The sequence below is a fragment of the Rheinheimera sp. D18 genome, assembly GCF_004345025.1.
Taxonomy (GTDB): Bacteria; Pseudomonadota; Gammaproteobacteria; order Enterobacterales; family Alteromonadaceae; genus Alishewanella; species Alishewanella metallidurans.
Window position 1 is genome coordinate 1719762 of the sequence record NZ_CP037745.1, and the last position, 16364, is coordinate 1736125.

18 protein-coding genes are annotated in these 16364 nt (G+C 43.9%); 3 read left to right on the forward strand and 15 right to left on the reverse strand.

Annotation, left to right across the window (positions count from 1 at the left end):
* Positions 1–4: 4 nt before the first annotated feature.
* From fabD to yceD, 5 genes are read right to left on the reverse strand one after another with little or no spacing between them, the layout of a single operon-like run.
* Positions 5–940 (reverse strand): ACP S-malonyltransferase, encoded by a 936-nt coding sequence (gene fabD, locus E0Z06_RS08140; protein WP_132583587.1) that lies wholly within the window; start codon positions 938–940, stop codon positions 5–7.
* 36 nt (positions 941–976) lie between these two features.
* A complete protein-coding gene (locus tag E0Z06_RS08145) occupies positions 977–1936 on the reverse strand; it encodes a beta-ketoacyl-ACP synthase III (RefSeq protein ID WP_132583589.1) in 960 nt (319 codons plus the stop codon).
* A 6-nt stretch (positions 1937–1942) separates the two neighbouring features.
* Positions 1943–2983, reverse strand: coding sequence for a phosphate acyltransferase PlsX (gene plsX, locus E0Z06_RS08150; RefSeq protein WP_207903047.1), 1041 nt, complete (start codon positions 2981–2983; stop codon positions 1943–1945).
* Positions 2984–2989: 6 nt separating this feature from the next.
* Complete coding sequence (rpmF, locus tag E0Z06_RS08155) at positions 2990–3154, reverse strand: 50S ribosomal protein L32 (RefSeq protein WP_008223049.1); 165 nt, start codon at positions 3152–3154, stop codon at positions 2990–2992.
* Positions 3155–3170: 16 nt separating this feature from the next.
* Entirely contained in the window at positions 3171–3698 is a 528-nt protein-coding gene (yceD, locus tag E0Z06_RS08160; RefSeq protein WP_132583591.1) for a 23S rRNA accumulation protein YceD, read from the reverse strand.
* Between the two features lie 130 nt (positions 3699–3828).
* On the opposite strand from yceD, the gene E0Z06_RS08165 reads away from it, so the two are divergent.
* Positions 3829–4428, forward strand: a complete 600-nt coding sequence (locus E0Z06_RS08165; protein WP_132583593.1) for a Maf family protein — start codon at positions 3829–3831, stop codon at positions 4426–4428.
* On the opposite strand, the gene E0Z06_RS08170 is transcribed toward E0Z06_RS08165, so the two are convergent.
* Positions 4425–5081: an HAD-IA family hydrolase gene (locus E0Z06_RS08170; RefSeq protein WP_132583595.1), complete on the reverse strand. Its 657-nt coding sequence runs from the start codon at positions 5079–5081 to the stop codon at positions 4425–4427. The two genes, E0Z06_RS08165 and E0Z06_RS08170, sit on opposite strands and share 4 nt — an antisense overlap.
* Before the next feature lie 15 nt (positions 5082–5096).
* On the reverse strand, positions 5097–6050 hold the full coding sequence (gene rluC, locus E0Z06_RS08175) for a 23S rRNA pseudouridine(955/2504/2580) synthase RluC (protein ID WP_132583597.1): 954 nt from the start codon (positions 6048–6050) through the stop codon (positions 5097–5099).
* Positions 6051–6552: 502 nt separating this feature from the next.
* Between rluC and rne the strand changes: the two genes are divergently transcribed.
* A complete protein-coding gene (gene rne, locus E0Z06_RS08180; RefSeq protein ID WP_243695475.1) occupies positions 6553–9585 on the forward strand; it encodes a ribonuclease E in 3033 nt (1010 codons plus the stop codon).
* A 92-nt stretch (positions 9586–9677) separates the two neighbouring features.
* Here the strand turns inward: rne and E0Z06_RS08185 are convergent, their stop codons facing one another.
* Together E0Z06_RS08185 and E0Z06_RS08190 are read right to left on the reverse strand one after the other, a co-directional pair.
* Positions 9678–10031 carry a YkgJ family cysteine cluster protein gene (locus tag E0Z06_RS08185; RefSeq protein WP_132583599.1) on the reverse strand — a complete coding sequence of 118 codons (354 nt, stop codon included), beginning with the start codon at positions 10029–10031 and terminating at the stop codon, positions 9678–9680.
* 47 nt (positions 10032–10078) lie between these two features.
* On the reverse strand, positions 10079–10504 hold the full coding sequence (locus E0Z06_RS08190; RefSeq protein ID WP_132583601.1) for a tetratricopeptide repeat protein: 426 nt from the start codon (positions 10502–10504) through the stop codon (positions 10079–10081).
* A 146-nt stretch (positions 10505–10650) separates the two neighbouring features.
* Between E0Z06_RS08190 and E0Z06_RS08195 the strand changes: the two genes are divergently transcribed.
* The gene (locus E0Z06_RS08195; RefSeq protein WP_165907385.1) at positions 10651–11202 is read left to right on the forward strand and encodes a CarD family transcriptional regulator; all 552 of its coding nucleotides are present in this window, start codon (positions 10651–10653) and stop codon (positions 11200–11202) included.
* 85 nt (positions 11203–11287) lie between these two features.
* On the opposite strand, the gene E0Z06_RS08200 is transcribed toward E0Z06_RS08195, so the two are convergent.
* The 6 genes from E0Z06_RS08200 to E0Z06_RS08225 all read right to left on the reverse strand — a co-directional run bounded on the left by E0Z06_RS08200 (position 11288) and on the right by E0Z06_RS08225 (position 16318).
* Positions 11288–11755: a CreA family protein gene (locus tag E0Z06_RS08200; protein WP_132583605.1), complete on the reverse strand. Its 468-nt coding sequence runs from the start codon at positions 11753–11755 to the stop codon at positions 11288–11290.
* Positions 11756–11807: 52 nt separating this feature from the next.
* Positions 11808–12224 (reverse strand): GFA family protein, encoded by a 417-nt coding sequence (locus E0Z06_RS08205; protein WP_132583607.1) that lies wholly within the window; start codon positions 12222–12224, stop codon positions 11808–11810.
* Between the two features lie 137 nt (positions 12225–12361).
* Entirely contained in the window at positions 12362–12589 is a 228-nt protein-coding gene (locus E0Z06_RS08210; RefSeq protein ID WP_207903051.1) for a hypothetical protein, read from the reverse strand.
* Positions 12590–12916: 327 nt separating this feature from the next.
* Positions 12917–13171: a hypothetical protein gene (locus E0Z06_RS08215; protein ID WP_132583611.1), complete on the reverse strand. Its 255-nt coding sequence runs from the start codon at positions 13169–13171 to the stop codon at positions 12917–12919.
* 333 nt (positions 13172–13504) lie between these two features.
* Positions 13505–14680: a DcaP family trimeric outer membrane transporter gene (locus E0Z06_RS08220; protein WP_132583613.1), complete on the reverse strand. Its 1176-nt coding sequence runs from the start codon at positions 14678–14680 to the stop codon at positions 13505–13507.
* A 219-nt stretch (positions 14681–14899) separates the two neighbouring features.
* On the reverse strand, positions 14900–16318 hold the full coding sequence (locus E0Z06_RS08225; protein WP_132583615.1) for an L-serine ammonia-lyase: 1419 nt from the start codon (positions 16316–16318) through the stop codon (positions 14900–14902).
* Between the last annotated feature and the right edge of the window lie 46 nt (positions 16319–16364).

Here is a 16364-nt window from a genome sequence, read left to right on the forward strand (position 1 = left end):
ACCCTTATTCATTAGCTAACGCTGCTTGTAGTGCTGCGCTATCGCTAACCGAAGCTGTAATTAGTTCTTTATTGATACGTTTAATCAGACCACTTAATACCTTACCCGCACCTAATTCTATTACCTGTGTTACACCTTGTGCCGCTAACCATTCAATGGTTTCTGTCCAACGCACTGGGCTGTATAACTGGCGTACTAACGCATCTTTAACTGCGGCCGCATCGGTAGCGATGGCAACATCAACGTTATTAATCACAGGTATTGCCGCGTCGCTAAAATTAAGCGCAGCTAAATCAATGGCCAATTGCTCGGCAGCTGGGCGCATTAATGCGCAATGTGACGGCACACTTACCGGTAATGGCAGTGCACGTTTAGCGCCGGCCGCTTTACATAGTTCACCAGCGCGCTCAACAGCCGCTTTATTACCAGCAATCACCACTTGGCCTGGCGAATTAAAATTAACCGGCGATACTACTTCGCCTTGCGCCGCGTCAGCACAGGCTTTGGCAATAGCAGCATCGTCTAAACCAATAATAGCCGACATAGCCCCGACACCCGCAGGTACGGCTTGCTGCATGTAGTTACCGCGCTTTTCAACTAACTTAACCGCATCTGCCAGTGATAACACACCTGCACACACTAATGCTGAGTACTCTCCTAAAGAGTGACCCGCAAAGTATACTGGCGTGGTGCCATTTTGCTGCTGCCATAACCGCCACACTGCAACCGATGCAGTTAATAGCGCGGGTTGGGTGCGGTGCGTTTCGTTTAAATCAGCCTCAGGACCATTAGCAACTAGTGCCCATAAATCATAACCTAAGGCTGCAGATGCTTCAGTAAAGGTATGCTTTACTACATCATATTGCTGGTGTAAATCGGCCAACATACCTAAGCTTTGCGAACCTTGACCTGGAAAAACAATCGCCAATTTTGTTGTCATTTTAGATCCTGAAAATTGTATTGTTGGTATTGGCGTTTAATAACGCACTAACGCTGATGCCCATGCAAAACCACCACCGAAAGCTTCAAGTAGTAAGGTTTGTCCGCGTTTAATGCGACCATCACGAATGGCTTCATCTAATGCGGTAGGCACAGTAGCTGCCGAGGTATTGCCGTAACGGTCTAGGTTAATAACTACCTGATCCATCGACATATCCAGTTTACGCGCAACTGCAGCAATAATACGTAAGTTAGCCTGATGCGGTACTAACCAGTCAATTTCTGATTTTTGCATATTATTCGCCGCTAACGTTTGCTCAACAGCTTCAGAAAGTTTAGTTACGGCTACTTTAAATACGTCGTTACCTTTCATCGAACCCCAAGATTCATGTACCGATTGCTCGTTACCACGAATAGGATTATCAACGTACAGTAATTCAGAATACTTACCATCAGCGTGAATATGGGTAGATAAAATGCCAGGTTGCTCTGAGGCTTCAAGCAATACCGCACCAGCAGCATCGCCGAATAAAATAACCATGCTGCGATCTTCTGGCGAAATTAAACGCGACAAACAATCTGAACCAATAACTAAAATACGCTTGGCCATACCGGTTTTAATATACTGATCGGCAATACTTAAACCGTAACAAAAGCCGGCACAAGCCGCAGCAATATCAAAGGCGGGAATAGCAGGTATTTCTAGCTCACGTTGAATTTCACAGGCCGAGCTAGGTAATGCGCGCGAACCACTCGTGGTTGCACAAATAATCATATCGATGCTGTTTTTATCAATACCGGCTGCTTCAATGGCTTTTAGTGCAGCTTGCGCGCCCATAGTGGCAACGGTTTCGTTCTCACCAATAAGCCTGCGCTCTCTAATGCCGGTACGTTCGATAATCCATTCGTCGGTAGTTTCTACCATTGTTTCCAAATCCGCGTTACTGCGGATCTGTGACGGGAAGTAACTCCCGGTACCTATAATGCGTGAATACATGCGAACCTACGCTTTATCAATTAATACGTGTTCCAACCGGTCTTTAATTTTAGCAGGCACTTGACGTTCAACCTCACGTACCGCTTGCCGGATGGCACTTAGAAATGCATCTTTAGTCGCATTTCCATGACTTTTCACTACAATTCCGCGCAATCCTATCAGACTTGCCCCGTTATAGTGGTCGGGGTTCACCCCCTGATAAAGGCTTTTTATAAAAGGTTTAATCATCCAGCCGAATAATTGCGCAGTTACACGATCTTTGATACTGGTTTCAAAGCGGCGTAAAATGAGTTTGGCAACACCTTCACAGGTTTTAAGCGCGACATTACCAACAAAGCCATCACAAACCACTACATCAGCTTTACCACTGAAAATATCATTACCTTCAATGTAACCAATGTAATTAATGTCGTTGCATTCAGATAACAGCATAGATGCGCGTTTAATCTGATCTGAACCTTTAATTTCTTCTTCGCCCATATTCAGTAACGCCACCTTGGGTTTACTGATCCCAATAACCTCTTCTGCCATTACTGCACCCATTACCGCGAACTGAAATAAGGTGTCAGCGTCAGAGTTTACTGTAGCGCCTAAATCGAGCATATAAACGGGTGTGCTGTCTAATGATGGCAAGGTACTGATAAGCGCAGGGCGGTCAATACCATTAAGCATTTTCAGTACATAATGTGCCATCGCAATCAGTGCGCCGGTATTGCCGGCACTAACACAGGCTTGTACCTCACCCTTTTCGACCAAATCTAGTGCAACCCGCATCGACGAGTTACGCTTAGAGCGCAGGGCAACAGCTGGCTTATCAGCCATGGTTACAACTTGGGTACTAGGATGCAAAGTAAGTTGTGGATGCGGAAATACACCGTGCAATTTTAATTGCTCGGTCAAAATAGCTTCATCGCCACACAAGATAAGGTGTAACTCAGGAAATTCACATACCGCAGCGAGTGCCGCAGGAATAGTAGTATGGGGGCCGTGATCGCCCCCCATCATGTCTAGTGCAAGTGTCAGCTTAGTGGGCTGCACTGAGTGCATCCAAACTTACTTAACTTTACGGCCTTTGTAGTAACCATCGGCAGTAATGTGGTGACGACGATGCGTTTCACCAGTAGTAGAATCAACTGACAGCGTTGGGCCAGTTAATGCATCGTGTGAACGACGCATGTCGCGGCGGGCACGTGATTTTTTGTTTTGCTGAACAGCCATGGTATATCTCCTAAACTCACTTTTTCTTTAATTCTGCCAGTATAGCAAAAGGATTGGGTTTTTCTGGTTCGGGACCAATATCACCAAAACTCATCAATGCCGCACTAACGGCGCAAACCGCTTCGTCATGCATCGGAAATAATGGTAATGCCAAAATCAGCTCATCTTCCACTAACTGCCGTAAATTTATTTCGCCGTGTTCATCTTTATCGATCACGTCGTAACGCTCAGGAATTAATTCCAAAGCTGCGTTATCTCCCGCTTTTACAGGAGTGTATGCAAAATTGCAGTCCAGCGACATGTTAATGGCTTCGCCACAACGTTCGCAGGTTACACTGACTTCGCAAGCGGCGCTACCCTGTATTACGGTTAGGCCTTGCTGATCAGTACTGCATTCTATTCGAACCGCCACATCGCCCTGCGGGTTAAGCAGGCTTTCAGTTAATCGGGTTAAATCTACTAATGGCGTATTGCCTTCATAGTCAGAGCGTTTTTGCGCTGCTTTAACCGGATCTATAGTAATGGGCATTTTTACTTTTTGCATAAGGCGCGCATCATATAGAACCGCCCCGTTGCTGTCAAAGGGAACTGACAGATTTTTATCGTTTTTATCGCGCATTTTTTCCATTCTGTTTATAGTACCGCATATTCTGAATATAAAGGCTGTTTCCTCAATGCCACAGCGCACTATCCCAAGCTTATACTTAGCATCTACCTCGGTGTATCGTCAGCAGCTATTAGCCAAATTAACACCGCGCTTTACCATGATAAAACCAGAGGTTGATGAAACACCTTTACCTAACGAAACAGCAACTGAACTTGTTAGCCGATTAGCTATCGCTAAGGCGCAAGCCGTCGCCGGTAACTTAAGCGAGGGTTTGGTAATAGGTTCAGATCAGGTTGCGCTATTTAATAACCACATTATCGGAAAACCACACACCTCAGCCAACGCTTATCAGCAATTAAGCGACTTTAGTGGCCAAAGTGTCACATTTTTAACGGGGTTGGCGCTAGTTAATGCCCAAACCCGACATATCCAAGTTATTACCGACCCCTTCACGGTACATTTTCGTCAACTATCAGCAGCTGAAATAACCGCTTATATTGAAAAAGAACAACCGTTAGATTGTGCCGGTAGTTTTAAAAGTGAAGGCTTAGGTATTAGCTTATTTAGTAAGCTCAGCGGCGATGACCCCAATAGCCTTGTCGGTTTGCCGTTAATTCGCCTTAACCAACTGCTACTTAACGAAGGTGTAAACCTGCTATTAGGTTAAAGCACCTGCAACAGTTGTGGTATTGAATCAATAATGGCTTTAGGCGCAAATTGGCTTAATACCTCGCGATCATGCACGCCGTGCGTTACGCCAACGCGCGGCATATTTATCGCTTGTGCCATCTTCATATCGTGACTGGTATCGCCCACCATTACCGCATGCCCAGCCTTAACACCTAGTTGCTGCAAAATTTGCTGTAACATATCAGGGTGTGGTTTCGACTGTGCTTCATCGGCGCAGCGGCTGGTATCAAAGTATTGTTCTAGTCCAGTATCGGCAAACATACGGTTAAGGCCTTTACGCGCTTTACCGGTGGCAACGGCTAATAATACATTTTGTTCTTTTAGCTGTTTAAGCACCTGCTCAACACCAGCAAATAACGGTGTTGGTGTGGTATCGTGAGTAAGATACTGATCGCGATAATGATCAAACAGCTGTTGGCGTTGCTTGTCGCTAACACCTGGAAACAACACATCAAATGCTGGGTCTAGGCTTAAACCAATAATTTGCTTTACCGCAAACTCGCTAGGAACAATTAACTCGGTTTTCTCGGCCGCCGTGCGCATTGATGAGACAATGCGACCAACCGAGTCCATTACCGTGCCATCCCAATCAAATACCACCAGCGATACCTTATCCGTTACATTTTGCATTACACTCTCATTAAATTACTTTCTCGTTAATCTTGTCAGTGCTTGTTCTAAGCTAGGGTCCAAAGGTGCTTCTATCCGCATTGTTGTTTCGGTATTAGGGTGAATAAAGCTCAAACTTTTAGCATGTAAAAATAGCCGATTTAAGCCTATTTTCTGCATTTGTGCGGTAAAGGTGTTATCGCCGTATTTATCATCACAAGCTATTGGGTGGCCTTTACATGCCGTGTGCACACGAATTTGGTGCGTGCGGCCAGTTACCGGAAATGCCTCAACTAAGGTGCCTTCTTGATAGCGCTGCAAAATACGAAACCGAGTCTCTGACTCCTTTCCCTCAGCTTCATCAACTCGCACTACTCGCTCGCCAGATTGCAGGGTATTTTTCTTTAATCGCTCAGTAACCTTGCGTACGCGGTTGTCCCAATCGCCAGCAACTAAGGCCCAATATTTTTTTTCTACAGTTTTATTACGCAATTGTTCATGCAAATGCGTAAGTACTGAGCGCTTTTTGGCAATTAACAAGCAACCTGACGTATCGCGATCTAAGCGATGTACCAACTCTAAATGTTTTGCCAACGGCCTAAGCGCACGTAAGGCTTCTATTACACCAAATTGCAAACCGCTACCGCCATGCACTGCCATGCCTGATGGCTTATTCAGCACAATTAAATCGTTATCTTCAAATAAAATATGTTGCTCTAAATTTTTCACCATCGACAACTTTATCGATATCGGCTCACCCTCAGGTGCCACGGTTAATGGCGGAATACGTACCACATCATCTTGTTGTAATTTATACTCAGGTTTAATGCGTTTTTTGTTTACTCGCACCTCTCCTTTTCGCAAAACCCGATAAATAACACTTTTGGGCACGCCTTTGAGCCGTGCTAACAGAAAATTGTCTATACGCTGACCAATAAAATCAGGTTCTATTTCAACTATTTGCACAGGTAACTTGATTTCATCAGTCATGGGTTTCGAATACTCTGCTAATATAAGATTTCAGTTGCTATCGGCTGCTTATTAGTGGGATAATCCCGTTGCTAATTATGCCAAAACTGGCAATTAGGGCGCTCAAAGTAACGTAAGAGAATTTGTGCGGCAGCGCTTGGGGAAGTGATCATACCGAATTCGTGGTGAAAACCAACGTTTTTTATACCCCCAACGTAAACCAAACGCCATTTGCCTGAGATAATGTTGCGTAATCTATTATCAACAACGGCAAAACATGAATTCCGGTTAACCAGAGCAATAAAAGATATTGCTATAACGCAGCGCTGCAAAGCGGTGTGTTTCAGATTCAAAAACGAAAACAGCATACGCTGTGCAGAAGCTACATTTAGCTAGCATAGTGACAATTTGGTTTCTTCAGACATTCCAGTCGTGAGACTGCACCAATTAGTGTTTGATAACGTCTGAACACGCAGGTGCCCATTGGGCTGCGTTGTGGCTGCAAAAATGCGAGTCACTACACATGAAAAGAATGTTAATAAATGCAACGCAAGAAGAAGAAATTCGCGTTGCGCTGGTCGATGGCCAGAAGTTATATGATTTAGATATTGAAAGCCCAGGTCACGAACAAAAAAAAGCCAACATTTACAAAGGTAAAATTACCCGCGTTGAACCAAGCCTAGAAGCGGCGTTTGTTGATTATGGTTCAGACCGACATGGCTTTTTACCGCTAAAAGAAATCTCACGCGAATACTTCCCTTCTGGTTACAGCTTCGATGGTCGTCCAAACATCAAAGAAGTAGTAAAAGAAGGCCAAGAAGTTATTATTCAAATTGATAAAGAAGAGCGCGGCCAAAAAGGTGCAGCGTTAACTACCTTTATTAGTCTTGCCGGTTCCTATTTAGTTTTAATGCCTAACAACCCTCGTGCCGGTGGTATTTCACGCCGTATCGAAGGCGACGAACGCCAAGAGTTAAAAGACTCGTTAGGCCAATTAGAAATGCCCGATGGCATGGGTTTAATTGTTCGTACTGCAGGTGTTGGCAAGTCATACGAAGAACTAGACTACGACTTAAAAGCGTTATTAAAACATTGGTCAGCTATTACTGCTGAAGCCGAAAAACGCCCGTCACCGTTTTTAATTCACCAAGAAAGTAACGTAGTATTTCGCGCTATCCGCGATTACTTACGCCGCGATGTCGGTGAAATTCTTATCGATAACCCACGTATTTTTGAAGAAGCCAAAGTATATATTCAGCAATTTCGCCCAGACTTCGCGCATCGCGTTAAGTTATATCAGGGTGAAGTGCCACTATTTATGCATTTTCAAATTGAAACGCAAATTGAGTCGGCATTTCGTCGTGAAGTGCGCCTACCCTCTGGTGGCTCTATCGTTATCGACAGCACTGAGGCCTTAACCGCTATCGACATTAACTCGTCAAAAGCGACTAAAGGTGGCGACATTGAAGAAACGGCATTTAATACCAACCTAGAAGCGTCTGACGAAATTGCCCGCCAATTACGTTTACGTGACTTGGGTGGCTTAATCGTAATCGACTTTATTGATATGACGCCAGTACGGCATCAGCGTGAAGTAGAAAACCGTTTAAAAGACGCCGTTAAACATGACCGTGCCCGCGTACAAATTGGCCGCATTTCACGTTTTGGTTTGTTAGAAATGTCACGCCAACGTTTGCGCCCTTCTTTAGGTGAGTCAGCCACGCATGTATGTCCACGCTGTCATGGCCGCGGTACTATTCGTAGTATCGAATCGTCAGCCTTATCTATTTTACGTTTAATCGAAGAAGAATCGATTAAAGATAATACCAGCCAGATCCACGCCCAAGTGCCAGTATCTGTAGCAACCTATTTAATGAACGAAAAGCGTGATGCTATTCGCCGCATTGAAACACGCCAAGGCATTCGCGTGTTTGTTATACCAAACGAGCACATGGAAACACCTAACCACGAAGTTATCCGCATCCGCATTGATGAAGAGATAGACGACGTAAGCTACAACATGGTTAAAGCGCCTGAGTTATCAAGCACCTTATACCAACCAAGTTCAGATGCCGTAAAAGAAAAGCCGGCTATCTCTGCTATTAATATCGCCGATGCTAATGCTCAGCGTCCTGCACCTAAAGCTGCACCTGTTGCAGAGCCAACACCAAGTCTATTTGCTGCAGTAAGCAACTGGTTTGGTAAGCTATTTGCACCAACAGAAACTAAAGCTGAAGTTAAAGCAGCAACGACAAAACCAACAGAGCGCAATGGCTCTCGTTCAAGCAATAACGACAGCAATCGCGATAACAACCGTAACCGTCGTAATAAGCCACGCCGTCGTAACGAAAACGAAGAGCGTACAGTAACAACGGCTGTAACTAAAGATGATGCGCAGCCAGTTAAAACTGAACGTCAGCCACGGCCACAGCAAGAGCCTCGCGCACCGCGGCCACAACAGGACATTAAAAAGCCAGTTGAAAAACCCGCTGTCGTAAAAGAACAAGACGACGATAGCGCACCGCAACGTGTAGCTGAGCGCCGTCAACGTCGCAATGTGCGCAAGTCAGTGCGTATGGACAAGCCTGTTGCTGCAATTAGTACTGCTGCAGCCCCAGTTGCTACCGCAGTAGCAGCAGAGGCTGAGGTTACTGCCGTTATTACACCGGTTATCGACACCACGGCAAACACAGTTACTACACCAGTAACTGAAGCAATGCCCGTAGTTGATGCAACAGCCCAAAGCGGAGTCACTGAAAGCAACACCGATAATACTACTGAGCAGGATCCTGCGGAGTCACGCAGCCGTAATCGTCGTTCACCACGCCATTTACGTGCCGCTGGGCAAAAGCGTAAGAAAGATCAAGAGCAAAGCGAAGCCGCTACTGATACTGCAGATGCCGCTACTGAAACCAAAGTCATAGCCGACGTGCCAGTTACTGCCACTTCTACTAACGAAACTTTAGCCAATGAAACATTGGTTAGTGAAGCTTTAGTTAGTGAAGCTAAAGCGACTATCGTAACTGAGCCAGTAGATACTGAAAATGGCGCTGAAGAAAAGCCAAAAACGCGTAGTCGTCGTAAACCAGCAGTGAAAAAAGCTGATACAGTGGCCACCGATACTGCAGCGGATACTGTGCTAGAAACTAGCACCAGCGTTCCAACAGAAGCCACAGTTGAAGCTAAACCAGCTAAAGTAGCTAAGGTAGCAACCGAAGCAGCGCCAGTAATTGCTGAAGTAACTGCGCCGGTAGAAACCCCAGCTGTTACAGCTGAAGTTAAAGCCGAAGCAAAAACAGAGTTGCCAGTTGAAGCCAAAGCGGCAGCACCTGCCCCAGCTAAAGCTAAACCAGCGGGTAGCCGTTATGCGCAAATGGTTGTTGCTACCATGACTAAACCTGAAACAGCAGCAAGTACCGCGGCGGCAGAAGCAGCACCGGTTGCTATGCTAGCAGCTGAGCGCCCTGTTGTTGCCAGCTCGTCACGCCCTGCGGGTTCAGCGTTTGCTCGTCAAGCCGTATCCGCACCAATGACCAAACCTAAAGCGGATGAGTAATCCGCTTTAGTTAATAAAAAAGCCAGACATTGTCTGGCTTTTTTGTTGGCTTATTTAACAGCACTACCGCTTTTTAAGCATCTAGATAAAAGCTATACCAATACTTGGCGGGTATTGGCAATAAAGTGATGAACTTCAGTTTCAACCTTAATATCAATCATTTGCTCTGGACGGCGCCCTTGTGGGCAAGGCATGCGCGGTGTAGTACCAAATAACCGACAAATTAACGGCCGCTCATCATAAACAGTGCAACCATTAGGCCCCAAATGCACACAGTTAAAGTGTTCTAATGCCGCTTTATACTCAGCATCAGTTTTTACCGGCAAACGCGATATCTCTTCTGACGACGTAGTGACTGGGCCACAACAATCGTGACAACCTTTTACACAGGCAAATGACGGAATATTATCGCGCAGCCGTGCAATGGTATCTCTATTTTTGTACATTAGCGTTCACCCTTTTCGTTCGCCAGCATGTCATGCAGGCTTGTTGCTTACTCGGTTGCCAATAGTGTTGCTAGTAGCTCATCTATCTCTAGTTTAAACTCTTTATCTTCACTTTTATTGGCATGAGCTTTAGCGTTTTGCAGGTTTTTTATCGCGGCATCAGTCTGGCCTAATTCAATTTGCAACACTGCCATAGAAAATGCAATTGATGCCATATGATCTTTGGAGTTTATCGCAGTAGCTTTAACTAAGGCTTTTTCGTAACCGGCTAAAGCTTCATCCATCTCAGCAGTAAAGTCCGCCAATGTTTCCCATTGCTCTGGATGGTCTTTGTCGGTATTTTCATTTGTTATACAAATTGCTTTTAACTCTGCATACAAGGCAGCAAAGGCTTGCATATTGCCTTTACTATCAGCATCCATTAGCTTTTCAGCTAACTGATAAACCGACTTATATATTTTGGTACTAATCATGTCTCGTTACCCTATTTATCATTGCGATTTACCCATTATACCTTTGGTTCTGACCAGACGGCATTTCAAGATAGTTAATTTTTCCCGCCGGTTACTTACCCGTTAACTGCCTAACCTTGATTTAAATACAAAAATAGCGTAACATATTGATTGTAAAATATTTTTTATTTGGGGTTTATTCTAAGATTAAGGAGAACATTATCACTATTAATCAAGGCGATCGTATCTATCATCCCGGTTATGGTATCGGTATTGTAAAATTGATTAGTAACAAAAGCTTTGTCGGAGAGAAAAAAACCACGTTTATCCAACTCTATTTCGCACGCAATGGCCTAACGTGGCAGGTACCAGCTAACAATATCCCAAGCACTATTCGTAATATTATCAGTGCCACAGAAGCCAGAAAAATTATTAGCCATTTGCAAAGCTGGAAAGGCAAAGTAAGCGAGCAATGGAAAGTTCGCGCTACCGCTAACCAAGCAGCTATCGCTATAGGTGATCCCTACCGCTATGCCGAAGTTGTAAAAGGTTTAAGCCTAATGAAAGAGCACAGCACATTAAGTGCAACGGATCTTAAGCATTTAAGCCTAGGCTTAGAGTTTCTTTGTGAAGAGCTAGCAGAAGCGTTAAACAAAACGCAAGAAAGAGTCGGTGAGTTGATTAAAGACGCCATAGCGTCACCACCTGCCGTAGCTTAACCTCTTAAAGCCACGAAAGCCGCATACACTCTGCGCTTTACGTGGCTTTAATAGTGGTCTTTTTCGTAGCTAGAATTGTTTAAGTTTAAGGCTTTATCGGCGCTTGATACGCCTCGGTGCCCCACAATGGCACGGTAGACATAGCATGTTTATAGCTGCCACTGGTTTCTTTAGTACTGTACGCTAGATACACTAATGACTGACTTGTCTCATCATATATACGTCGAATTTTTAGACTTTTAAAGAAAATGCTTTTTGATTTTTTAAAAACAACATCACCGCTTTTTGACTTATCAATGGCGTCAATCATGGCCGCCGTAATTTGTCCAGTTTGCCGGCAACTTATCGACATGTCAGAAGGGTCAGCCAAGTTTAAATCGGCAACGATGTTCGACATATGACAGGTTACACCCGGCACTAAAGGGTCGGCTAGTACCTCTATTTTAATGTCTTTGGTGGTAAATAAGCCAAGAGAGACATCCCCTACTTCATTGTTATCACAACCACTTAGCATTATGGTTACCATACCTGCTAGCATCAATTTGTTCCACATAGAATGTCCTCGTTGGCTGGCGATAAGATTTGTTTGTTAGCACTCTTTGTTTTCACTTCTTTACTGCACGGCTTGGTTCATGACCATCGTACCTAGGCATTACTGCGTCCAGCTCATCCCAGTTTGCTCGGGATGATACAAAATTGTGCGACATTGGCCTCTCCACAATATCGGTATCTAAAATGCCTAGCCGTAAGCGTATTAGCTCTGGTGATGCATCGTTACTGCTAAAAATTGGCGATGCACAAACTTTACAAAAATGCCGTTTTTTGCCAGGAGCAGTTTCATAATAACCAATTTGCTCTTCGCCTGTTTTAATTCGGAAACCCGCTTTAACTACAAAACCATTTGTTGCGTATGCCGTGCCGCTACTTTTTCTACACGTTGAGCAATGACAGTGAATAATTGAATCAATACCACCATTTACCGCTATTGCTACCGCACCGCATAGACAGCTACCCTGATACATCTAATTTCCTTATGCTAAGCCCGCTTAAGCGGGCGGAAATAGTTGGTTAAGATTGTGAGGAACGAACAATCGCCAACTGTTGACGTTCCGTTTAAAGCGCTTATTAGGCGTAATTATATTAATCAGCTAGATATTTATTAAAATTTTGAACCATCTACAATACATAAATTATCTTTTTCGATTGCTTTTTGTAATTCATCTGTACTTCGCAAAAAAAGCTCACTAACATTTGGTATAGCTATTCGAAAGGTATGCTTTAATTCAACTACGTTAACGCTGCCATTGGGAAATGAAACACCGAGCTCTTTTTCAATTGCAAACATGCCAATGCCATTTGGCTCAATATTAAAATCACCTCCATCCACAACGTGCCTAACAACACAATTACTCATCACAGCCACTTGTTAAAAGTATAGAAGTAATGGCTGATGCAATAATTAGTTTTTTCATGTTATTTCCTTGTTTTATTAAATTTGAGATTAAAATTAAAATAGCTGTATGTTGGCAGCTACGCCTAACACCGCGCTTTGCGGCTGATTTGGAGCGCAGCGATGGAAAGACCTCCCAGCCCCAAAGGGGCGTTTTGATACAACTTGTTATGTTTACCTATCACTTGTAGCATTGATTAAAACGATATTACAGCTATAACGCCCAAAGCAAGCGCGCGGTACGCGTCGCCGTGCCTTTACTTATTAGAAAACTGTGCTTCCGATTGATAGATGAATGGTGTTACCAGCAAATGCCCAAACACCCATTAGTAGCCCAAAGTGGTACCAGCTATGGTTATTGTTCGTTTCATATATGCTGACGTTTGGATTGAATAAAATTATTAAAAAAAATAGAGGCATTAATAGACCATGCCACAGCCCCGATAGAAACGTTGCCGGTGATTCATCTTCAATTTTATATTTAGAGCCGCTACCTGGCATTGATAAGGCATTACTCACTTGTTACTCCTTAATTGATTGAAAGATTTTCTAACAGCTTAATATGATGGAAAACCCACGCTTTCATTCTGCCACACGTCCCTTCTATCACGAATTTACATTTCGCTAAACTAACTAACATGTTTCAGTAAATCAACTGCATCTTTCATCTTTATGCTGGAATGTTCGGTATGAAAGCGTGTTTTAAGCCTGCCACTAATTGGTTAGCACTACATTAACTAAAACTGAGGGTTTAAACAATATGAAATAAACGATGTGGTACTGGCTGGTATAACAGCAACCGCATTTAATAATAGGGTTGCTGTTAATAAATATACGGCTTAGTAAAAATTATTAAAAATCGTATTTAGCGCTAAATTGTACGCGGTTCATATCACCATCTAAACCTGATTCAACTTCGCGGTTGGCAAACTTATACTCAACGCCTACCATCAGTTTTTTATTGGCTTGGTACAATAAATTGGCGCTATAGCTTTGCGTCGTTTTAGTTACACCTAAACCCGTTAAATCGGTATTGTTATCTGCCATTAGGGTTGAATACAAGAACGTAGAGCGCCACTGATCACTCCATAAATGCCGGTAGGCAACTGAAAACGCCGTAACATCTATCGATTTTAGCTTGCCGTTAGCATCTAGCACGGCGCCATTAACGGTATTTAAGCCAACATAGCGGCCCAAACCTTTACCAGTGTTAACGGTAATACGAATATCGTCTTTGCTTGCTAAGTCTATTTTAGTGCTTACCGATAAGCCGTAAGAGGTAATTTGGTCGTCATAAACACCGTCATCTATGGCAATTTGACGCAGTAAACCGGCAACCTTCACCACACCCCAATCAGTTTTTAGGTTATAGCTAACCGTAAAGTCCGGCGTGGTATTGTCGTCTGTAGTAAATCGGGTGGTACGGGCAGCACCTTCTCCTACCGCTCCACCGAATGGCGTTATGGTCGACTCTGGGTTTTCTACCGCAACAGAAAAATTGCCCTGGGTATAACGTACCTGCGCTTGGCGAATAAACACTGCGGCATCGGGGTTACCAACAAAATCTAGCGTGTCTGGTAACGAGGCAACGTCCATAAAGTTTGACCAAGTTTGGCCAAGCGTCCAGTTGTTATATTTAATGAACGCATGGCGTAGTACAGGGCTGTAACCATTGGTTGTGCGTTCGTCATTACCGTTATTACTGGTCATAAAGTCAAATTCTAGATGCCCAGTAATTTTATCGCCACCCTCAAGTTCGGTAGCTGTAGAGAAGAAAAAGCGCGACTGACGTGCGTGCATATCAAAGCGCGTTGCTGTATCGCCGCCTATTGGTGTTAACGATGGTACATAGAAATCACGGCCTAGAGCGGCAATTTCACCGTCAGAGCTGCTTACCATTGCATCTAGTTTTACAAAACCACCAAAGTTAACCGTTGTGCCGCCAATATCAAAACCATTGGCCTGAACACCGGCTGAGGCCAGCGCCATGCAGGCACTGAGGTAAGATAATGTTATTATTTTTTTCATTTCCCGTCTCTCCATCTATATGCTTTTAATAATAATTTAACGCCACAAATGTGGTTCATCGATACCATTACTGCAATTAGCCTTTAGTCGCACATAACCTGATGCGGTAATTAATAACGCAACTGTACGCTTGAGAGAAATGCGTTAACATTCCCCTCAAGCGTGTGTTGTCTATTTATGATGAGGTAGGTGTAAGTGGGTATAGCTTTATCTAGTAAATTAACACTCGGCAATATTTACCGCGATGGCAAGGCCACCTTCTGAGGTTTCTTTAAAGCGCTCATTCATGCTTTGTGCGGTTTCCCACATGGTTTGAATAACTTCATCTAAGGTTACTCGAGCATTAGCCGGATCACTTTCAATGGCAATGTTAGCGGCGGTAATTGCCTTAATTGCGCCCATTGAGTTACGCTCAATACATGGAATTTGCACCAAGCCCGCAACTGGATCACAGGTTAAACCTAAATGATGTTCCATCGCTATTTCAGCGGCCATTAATACTTGTGCTGGTGTGCCACCCATAATTTCTGTTAAGCCTGCAGCGGCCATGGCTGAGGACACACCCGTTTCTGCTTGGCAACCGCCCATAGCCGCAGAGATGGTCGCGTTTTTCTTAAATAGCGTACCTATTTCGCCAGCTACTAATAAAAAGCGAATCACCTTGTCATCACCAATATAATCAGTAAAGGCTTGTGAATACATGAGTACTGCCGGAATAATGCCGCTGGCACCGTTAGTGGGCGCAGTAATAATACGGCCAAAATTAGCGTTCTCTTCATTAACCGCTAAGGCAAAACAAGAGATCCACTTATTAATATTAACGAAGTTTTCTTCAGCATCAATCACCATCTGATACCATTCATCACGGCTAGTATAATGCTTGTCTTCACCTAGAAGTTTGCGGTTTAAGCCCGCAGCACGACGCATTACACGCAAGCCACCGGGTAACATACCGGTTTGGTTTACGCCTTTGTAAATGCAGTCTTTGATGTTTTCCCAAATGTTTAACGCATGGGCTTCGGTTTCTTCCCGAGTGCGCCAGCTTTCTTCGTTGATATAAATTAGATCAGAAAAGGAAACGCCTAACTTATCGCAATAAAACAACACGTCTTTACCGTGGTGACAAGGATATAAGGTACGCGTTAACACCTCATCCGCTGAGGTTTCTTGCTGTGTGGCAACAAAACCGCCACCGATAGAATAATAATCTTGCTCTAGCTCCGTGCCATCATTAAACACGGCTTTAAAAATCATACCGTTGGGGTGAAAGTCTAAACTTTTCTTCATATTTAAAATAAGGTGATGGCCATAAATAAATGGGACATCCACTTCATTACCCAACTTTAACGCTTTTGCAGCTTTTATTGCCGCAATTTTTTCGCCTATTTTGGTAGTATCTATGGTTTTAAAATCTTCGCCAGACAAGCCCAACATACCCGCGATATCCGTGCCATGGCCAATACCGGTTTTGGCTAGTGAACCGAAAAACTCGACAAATACCTCTTTAACATCGGTCAAATTTCGATTTTTTCGAATGAGATTCAAAAACAACTCAGCTGCATTCCAAGGCCCCATGGTATGTGAACTCGACGGACCTATACCTACCTTTATAATTTCAAATACACTAATTGATTCCATTTTGACGTCTCATTCTTAAAAAAGATTACGATTTAATAGGCGCAGC

What these genes read in the sequence shown, in the direction of transcription:
- E0Z06_RS08200 (WP_132583605.1), bottom strand. Translation starts at nt 11,755, where the DNA reads ATGTGGAACAAATTGATGCTAGCAGGTATGGTAACCATAATGCTAAGT.
- rne (WP_243695475.1), top strand. Translation starts at nt 6,553, where the DNA reads ATGAAAAGAATGTTAATAAATGCAACGCAAGAAGAAGAAATTCGCGTT.
- E0Z06_RS08220 (WP_132583613.1), bottom strand. Translation starts at nt 14,680, where the DNA reads ATGAAAAAAATAATAACATTATCTTACCTCAGTGCCTGCATGGCGCTG.
- rluC (WP_132583597.1), bottom strand. Translation starts at nt 6,050, where the DNA reads ATGACTGATGAAATCAAGTTACCTGTGCAAATAGTTGAAATAGAACCT.
- E0Z06_RS08185 (WP_132583599.1), bottom strand. Translation starts at nt 10,031, where the DNA reads ATGTACAAAAATAGAGATACCATTGCACGGCTGCGCGATAATATTCCG.
- rpmF (WP_008223049.1), bottom strand. Translation starts at nt 3,154, where the DNA reads ATGGCTGTTCAGCAAAACAAAAAATCACGTGCCCGCCGCGACATGCGT.
- E0Z06_RS08225 (WP_132583615.1), bottom strand. Translation starts at nt 16,318, where the DNA reads ATGGAATCAATTAGTGTATTTGAAATTATAAAGGTAGGTATAGGTCCG.
- E0Z06_RS08205 (WP_132583607.1), bottom strand. Translation starts at nt 12,224, where the DNA reads ATGTATCAGGGTAGCTGTCTATGCGGTGCGGTAGCAATAGCGGTAAAT.
- E0Z06_RS08170 (WP_132583595.1), bottom strand. Translation starts at nt 5,081, where the DNA reads ATGCAAAATGTAACGGATAAGGTATCGCTGGTGGTATTTGATTGGGAT.
- E0Z06_RS08145 (WP_132583589.1), bottom strand. Translation starts at nt 1,936, where the DNA reads ATGTATTCACGCATTATAGGTACCGGGAGTTACTTCCCGTCACAGATC.
- plsX (WP_207903047.1), bottom strand. Translation starts at nt 2,983, where the DNA reads ATGCACTCAGTGCAGCCCACTAAGCTGACACTTGCACTAGACATGATG.
- yceD (WP_132583591.1), bottom strand. Translation starts at nt 3,698, where the DNA reads ATGCAAAAAGTAAAAATGCCCATTACTATAGATCCGGTTAAAGCAGCG.
- E0Z06_RS08165 (WP_132583593.1), top strand. Translation starts at nt 3,829, where the DNA reads ATGCCACAGCGCACTATCCCAAGCTTATACTTAGCATCTACCTCGGTG.
- E0Z06_RS08190 (WP_132583601.1), bottom strand. Translation starts at nt 10,504, where the DNA reads ATGATTAGTACCAAAATATATAAGTCGGTTTATCAGTTAGCTGAAAAG.
- fabD (WP_132583587.1), bottom strand. Translation starts at nt 940, where the DNA reads ATGACAACAAAATTGGCGATTGTTTTTCCAGGTCAAGGTTCGCAAAGC.